5 protein-coding genes are annotated in these 6,556 nt (G+C 44.0%); 3 read left to right on the top strand and 2 right to left on the bottom strand.

The window, feature by feature from the left end; all coding sequences use genetic code 11:
* Positions 1–69: 69 nt before the first annotated feature.
* Entirely contained in the window at positions 70–969 is a 900-nt protein-coding gene (locus AB4232_RS05350; protein ID WP_372086491.1) for a DMT family transporter, read from the top strand.
* 265 nt (positions 970–1,234) lie between these two features.
* Here the strand turns inward: AB4232_RS05350 and AB4232_RS05345 are convergent, their stop codons facing one another.
* On the bottom strand, positions 1,235–1,660 hold the full coding sequence (locus AB4232_RS05345; RefSeq protein WP_009846243.1) for a DUF3010 family protein: 426 nt from the start codon (positions 1,658–1,660) through the stop codon (positions 1,235–1,237).
* A 258-nt stretch (positions 1,661–1,918) separates the two neighbouring features.
* Here AB4232_RS05345 and AB4232_RS05340 point away from each other — a divergent pair, with 258 nt between their 5' ends.
* Together AB4232_RS05340 and AB4232_RS05335 are read left to right on the top strand one after the other, a co-directional pair.
* Positions 1,919–3,556 (top strand): methyl-accepting chemotaxis protein, encoded by a 1,638-nt coding sequence (locus AB4232_RS05340; protein WP_372086489.1) that lies wholly within the window; start codon positions 1,919–1,921, stop codon positions 3,554–3,556.
* A 321-nt stretch (positions 3,557–3,877) separates the two neighbouring features.
* Positions 3,878–4,747: a LysR family transcriptional regulator gene (locus tag AB4232_RS05335; RefSeq protein WP_009846245.1), complete on the top strand. Its 870-nt coding sequence runs from the start codon at positions 3,878–3,880 to the stop codon at positions 4,745–4,747.
* Positions 4,748–4,874: 127 nt separating this feature from the next.
* Here the strand turns inward: AB4232_RS05335 and AB4232_RS05330 are convergent, their stop codons facing one another.
* Positions 4,875–6,536 carry a methyl-accepting chemotaxis protein gene (locus tag AB4232_RS05330; RefSeq protein WP_372086487.1) on the bottom strand — a complete coding sequence of 554 codons (1,662 nt, stop codon included), beginning with the start codon at positions 6,534–6,536 and terminating at the stop codon, positions 4,875–4,877.
* Between the last annotated feature and the right edge of the window lie 20 nt (positions 6,537–6,556).

The raw sequence follows: 6,556 nt of genomic DNA, 5'->3' as shown, positions 1-6,556 counted from the left end.
GTATCTTTATTAGTTATCTGTACCCAACTAAGGTAACAGCATTGATGAAGAGTTGACCAGAGGTTTGTAATGCTGATTAAAATGATTCCGTTCGTGTTTGTAATATTGTGGTCGTCAGGCTTTGTCGGCGCACGTCTTGGTGTTGAATATGCCGAACCCGCAACGTTGCTTTCACTTAGGATGGTAGCCAACGTGGCGCTGTTCTTGGTTTTAATTGCCATTCTTAAACGTCGTATCCCTCGTGGTCGCGCATTCTTTCATGCTTGTGTGGTCGGAATTTTGATTCATGGCTTCTACCTTGGTGGCACTTATCTCGCGATTGATATGGGTATGCCTGCCGGGTTGAGTTCTCTGCTTGTTGGCTTACAACCGATTCTGACGGCATTGATAATGATCAGCTGTACCTCGCAGCGTTTTAACTTCGCACAATGGCTAGGCTTAGCCCTTGGTTTCGCAGGTATTAGTTTGGTGCTAATGGGCAATATTGAGTGGCAGTCAGACGACCAAAAAGGCTTGGCAACGTTATTATGTTTGGTTTCTTTGGTGGGTATTACGGTCGGTACTTTGTATCAGAAGCGCTTTTGTCAGGGTACAGATATGGTCGGTGGCGCGATGGTGCAGTACTTGGCAGCAGCAGCATTGTTCTTACCTTTTGCAATGCGCTACGAAACTATGCAGGTGAACTGGACTATTGAGTTCACGTTGACTCTGGCTTGGCTAGTGATTGTTTTATCGTGCATTGCTATTTTATTGCTGCTTTATATGGTAGAGCATGGCGCTTCTTCAAGTGTGGCATCGGTGTTTTACTTAGTTCCACCCACAACAGCCATTCAAGCGTGGCTCATTTTTGGAGAGTCATTCGACATTTATGGCGCAATAGGCTTCGCGTTGTCAGCGACCGCTGTTTATCTGGTGGTGAAAAAGCCTGAGTTGATTAAGTTCCGTAGACGAACAGCATTAGAGAGGTAATGTGTCTACCAAAATTATACCAATCGTAGTAACTAACTGGTCACCCTAGCTTGTTAAAAATCTCGATAACTTCGTTAGAACTTTTGATTGTAGAATAACTACTTATCGAAAAATGCTGCCTTGTTCTCAAGCTTTTTTCCTACGCTATTTTTGAACACTTACTTACTGTGATTGGTATAACTCGACTTGAAGTAGATTGCTAGAAACAAAAAAGAGCCTGAATATTCAGGCTCTTTCTGTATCAATATTGGCTAGCGACTATTGATTAGCGCTGCATTAAACAAGCGTAAGCCGTGGTAAACGGTGCTTCTTGGTACTGCTTAAGGCCTGTTTCTTTGAACTTCATCATAAGAGGGTTGCGCTTAAGGCTTTCTTTGATTTCATTCGGAGATACAACGGTTACGTCTAGGCCGTCGATCAACTGAATTGCTGCTTCTAGTTTGAAGCCGAAGCCACCGCCAGCAAATTTGCCTTTAGTTTGGCGTTGACGAATTACCACTTTTTCTACTTGGTAATCTTCCATTAACTTTGCAAAAGAAAATTGAAAATCTTTCATATTCTGTGTGTCGTTTGCGTCACTAATAGCAACTTTAGAAACTCGGCAATCAGGAATGTTAAATACACCGTCTGATAGAGATAGAAGACAGATGACTGCATCGTTACCTTTGATTTCAACACCACAAATTTTCATGTTCTTACCTACTTATTTTAGAGCCCTATATTATGGTGTTATTTCGACGACTTCTCCAGTAATAGAACATGTCTAAGGTAAATAAATTCAATATTGTCCACTTTAACTTTTTCAGGTTGACGTCTGGTTAAATGCGAAGCACTCGTTTTCATCGTCTAGTTTTATATGCGATGAGATTCACAAAACTATAGCTGGCTTTTTTATCGATACTGTATATTATGCGCGCGTCCCTATTTAATGTGTGGTTATAAACCCTCTATGAATATCAAAAACCTTTCTATTAAGAGTAAAATTGCGATCCCTCTAATGGTTATCGTGATTGTTTTCTCAACTGTTACTGTGCTTAACGTGATTAAATCTAACGCGCAAGCAGCGATTAACCATGAGCTCAATAATGTGGTTCAACCGGTTCTCGACAACCTAGAAGATGGGTACCGAGATATCTATCAAGTCATTGCATCAGCGCAAGGTTTGTTACTTGCTAAAGATAAGGATGCGATCGAATATCAAAAATTTGAGTTTGAAGACAACGCTTACAAAGCCGTTCCACGCTTTGAGAGTGTCCAAACTCTATATACCGCAGGTGTCTTAGACTCATCTTCTCAAGACGAGCTAGCGAAACTGGTAAAGGCGATGAAAAAGTGGGTAGCATTGCATGAACCAATGTTTGCAGATCCTGCCAATGCTCTTCAATACAACATAGATTACTCGCCAGCATTGGACGCTGAGTTTTCGATCATTCACGATCAACTCGGCTATATTAGAGAGCTGATTGCAGTAAAACAAAAAGAGCTTCGCCAGCAAGCTAATGACTCGATTGAAGAAAGTAAGCTGATCATCGAAGTAGGTATGGCCGTGGCGGTACTTGCGGCTTTGTTTTCGATGTGGTTATCGAACCGTTTTATCGTTCAGCCGATTCAGAGCGTAGAGAAAGCGATGAATGAAATCGCATCGGGTGACGGTAACTTGGCTCAGCGAATGAAAGTTGAAGGTTCTGACGAGATTGCTCGCTTAAGTTCAGCGTTTAACAAGTTTGTTAGTAAGATACATACCACTGTTGAACAAGTGATTCTGACATCAAATGCCGTACGTGCAGAGATGGAAAACATCAAATCAATAACGCAGAATGTGGCTGAATTTTCTTCGAATCAACAGAAAGAAAGTGAAGTAGTCGCGGCTGCCGTTCATGAAATGCAAGCGACCAGTGAAACGGTAAGTGGTAACGCGTTAGATGCGGCAACCGCAAGTAACGTTGCGAACAATGAAGTGGAATCAGCAGACAGCACTTTGGGCTTAACCGTAACTTCAATTGAACGCCTTGCGCAAGATATCGAGAATGCAGGTGGTGTGGTTCAGGAATTGGATACTGATGTGAAGAACATTGCTTCTATTCTTGGCGTGATCAAAGGCATTGCAGAGCAAACCAATCTATTGGCATTGAATGCGGCGATTGAAGCAGCGCGTGCTGGTGAGCAAGGTCGTGGTTTTGCGGTAGTTGCTGATGAGGTCCGTGCGCTTGCGAGCAAAACTCAAGACAGTACGGGTGAAATCCAATCAATGATTGAACGCTTAGAAGTTGGCGCTAAACATGCCGTTGGCGTGATGACAGAAAGCAAGGCAAGTGGCGAGAAAACCATTGTTCAAGCGGGCACTGCTGCTTCATCATTGAGCGAGATTCGTAACTCAATCGGCAAGATGAATGAGATGAATACGCAAATCGCAACAGCGGCTTCTCAGCAGTCTCAGGTGTCTGAAGAAGTGAACCAGAATGTTCAACGTATCGCGGAAAGCACCATGAAAATGGTTGAGATGGCAAACAATGCAGAGAACGCATGCATCTCACTAGCAGAACAGTGTGAAGCACTTGATAGCCTAGTTTCTCAGTTTGAAGTGTAATCTTTGAGACTGAACAGGCAAAAGTGAGTGGCTAATCGTTTCTAGTTTTAACCCTCACGCATCTGTAATAGACAATAATAAGGCCCGTACTCAATGAGTGCGGGCTTTCTTTTTTGGGTGCGAGTATTTTTTGATAACAGTATTTGTAATACAAGGTCGGTTCGAACTTTGTAGATTAGGTCGATAGGAGCCTTGTGGGGAATGCGATATTAGCTTCAATGAAGGCCTTTGTATGTGCATGGCGCATATTAAGCTAGGTGACACTGATCTATATCTTCAATACACTGTATGGGTAACCATAGTTCAAAATAGGGTAGAGGCATGGCCAATTGGGAAGGGGTAAGTGAGTTTGTTGCAGTGGCAGAGCGCGAAAGCTTTACTGGTGCCGCACAGAAACTCGCTACGTCAGTGGCTCAAATCAGTCGTAGAGTGGCAAATCTCGAGGAACGCCTCGCAGTAAAACTACTCAATCGAACGACTCGTAAGGTTTCTCTAACAGAGGCTGGGCAACTCTATTATCAGCAGTGTAAGTTGTTGGTCGAAGGTTTAGAAATTGCTGAGTTAGCCGTCACGCAGATGCAATCCACGCCAAAAGGTTTACTGAAAGTAACGGCACCTGTGACTTATGGTGAGCGTCAACTCGCCCCAATACTTCATCAGTTCTTAAAGCTCCACCCACAAGTCGAACTTGAGCTGATGTTGACCAATCAAAAGCTCGACCTTATTGATTCGGGTGTCGATGTCGCTATTCGTCTTGGTCGCTTAGAAGATTCGAGTCTTGTGGCAAAGAAGCTGTCTCAACGCCAACTCTACGTGTGCGCCAGCCCTGAATATATTGAACGTTACGGTGAACCGCATACGCTCTCTGAGTTGAGTAATCATCAATGTTTAGTCGGGGGCTTTGAGCATTGGCGTTTTAAAGAAAATGGGCGACCTCGCTCAGTTCGGGTCAATGGACGCATTAAATGTAACAGTGGCTTAGCCTTACAAGACGCAGCGAAACAGAGTATTGGCTTGGTGCAGCTACCAGAATATTACGTGAGTGAAGATCTTGAGTCTGGCGAATTGGTTGAGGTGTTATCTGATTACCGAGACGATAAAGAGGGGATTTGGGCGCTTTACCCACAGAACCGTAATTTGTCTTCAAAGGTTCGCTTGTTAGTCGACTTCTTGTCTGAGCAATTAGACTAGTTCTATCTGGCAAGACACTATGGACAAGAAAATGGGCTTCAGAACAAAGATTCTGAAGCCCATTTTTATTGATGTTCTATAGCTTTTACTTGCTAAGCACTAAGCACTAAGCACTAAGCATTAAGCATTAAACCGTGAAGCGATCAACCAAGTGGTACAGCTCGTTTGCTCGGCTGTTTAGGTTTTGGCTACCTGTACGGTTTTGGTTTGCTAGCGATGCCGATTGAGAACTTTGGTCTGAAATCACAACAATGCGTTGAGATATCTCTTGGCCAACAATATTCTGTTGTTCAGTCGCCGTCGCAATCAGTGAGTTCATGTCCATGATGGTATCAATCGAATCTTGAATTTTAGCAAGTGCTGCAGCTGCTGCATTTGCTTCTTCTACCGTTTGAGCACTTCTGCTTTGGCTCGAATCCATTGCTTTCACCGCGGCATCTGAAGCGGATTTTAGCTGTTGGATCATTTTGTGAATGTCGCCCGTGCTCTCTTGTGTGCGGCTTGCAAGCTTACGAACTTCATCCGCAACTACCGCAAAACCTCGGCCTTGATCACCAGCTCGCGCGGCTTCAATCGCGGCATTTAGTGCTAATAGGTTGGTCTGTTCCGCGATGTCTTGAATGACAGTCAGTGAAGATGAAATGTTCTGTACATCTCCTTCAAGGCGAGATACCACAGTGTTTGCTTCTGATACTTCACTTGCAAGGTCTGCTACGGAACCTGCAGCAGCGTTGACTATTTGCTGAGCTTCTTTTGCATTGTTCTCTGCAAGTTTAGCTGAGTCAGCGGCTTGGCTTGCGTTGCTGGAGATCTCTTGCGCAGTTGTCGTCATCTCGGTCATCGCCGTTGCTACTTGTTCTGTCTCTTCACGTTGACCTGTTGCTATCTCGTCGACCTGAGCTGCGCGAGAAGACATGCTGCTCGTTTCTGATACAACTTGCTGACCAACATCGCTCACGCTACGAATGATGGTCTGTAGGCTCGCAACAAAGGCATTAAAGTTCTCACTGAGTTTGGCGAACTCAGGCGCTTTGAAGGTTTCCATTCGAGCCGTTAGGTCGGCCTCACCACTTGCAAAGGCACTGATCGAACAGTCAAATTGCTCGAGTGGTTGCATGATTGTACGGTTCACTGCAACAGCGAAAACCGCTACCACTAAGGCAATCAAGCCACAGAAAATTGCAATGGCAGTTAGTGAGCTTTGTAGCGCAGCATTCGAGCTCTCTTTCATGTCACTGATCACGGCGTCAATATCATCGGTATAAAAACCCGTGCCGAGCATTAAATCCCATTGTGGAATAAAGATTGAGTAGCTGAGTTTTGGTAACGCAATGGACTGACCTGGCTTAGGAAAGTAGTAAGTGGTGAATTCCCCAATTTTTGAGTTCTTAATCAGGTCTTGGATTAGGTAATTGCCTTGTTTGTCTTGAAGGTCGTAGTAATTTTTACCAATGCCATCGGTACCTTGTCCGATGACGATTCTTACACCCTTAGAGCTGTAGCCAAAAATATAACCAGATTCACCATATTCTAGAGTTTTTAATGTGGGTAATGCTTCTTCAAGCGTGGCACCTTTTTCTAAGAAAGGAGATATCGAAGACTTAGCCATTTGCAGGTACGCTTTGAGTTCCTTTTCTTTCATCGCCATCATATTGCTACGCGTCGATTCTACTTGTTGTGCGGTTAGCTCAGTGCTCTTCATATACGTCACGCTCATCATCCCAATTGCCATTAGTAGCAAAGGGATAAAAGAGAGAATATAAAGGCGGTTTTTGATGGTGAGGGTCATTAGCACTTCCTATGTGATTG

It is taken from the genome of Vibrio sp. 10N.286.46.A8 (assembly GCF_041470165.1).
Taxonomy (GTDB): domain Bacteria; phylum Pseudomonadota; class Gammaproteobacteria; order Enterobacterales; family Vibrionaceae; genus Vibrio; species Vibrio tasmaniensis_A.
Note: the sequence above shows the minus strand (reverse complement) of the source record. Positions and strands in the feature narration are given on the sequence as shown.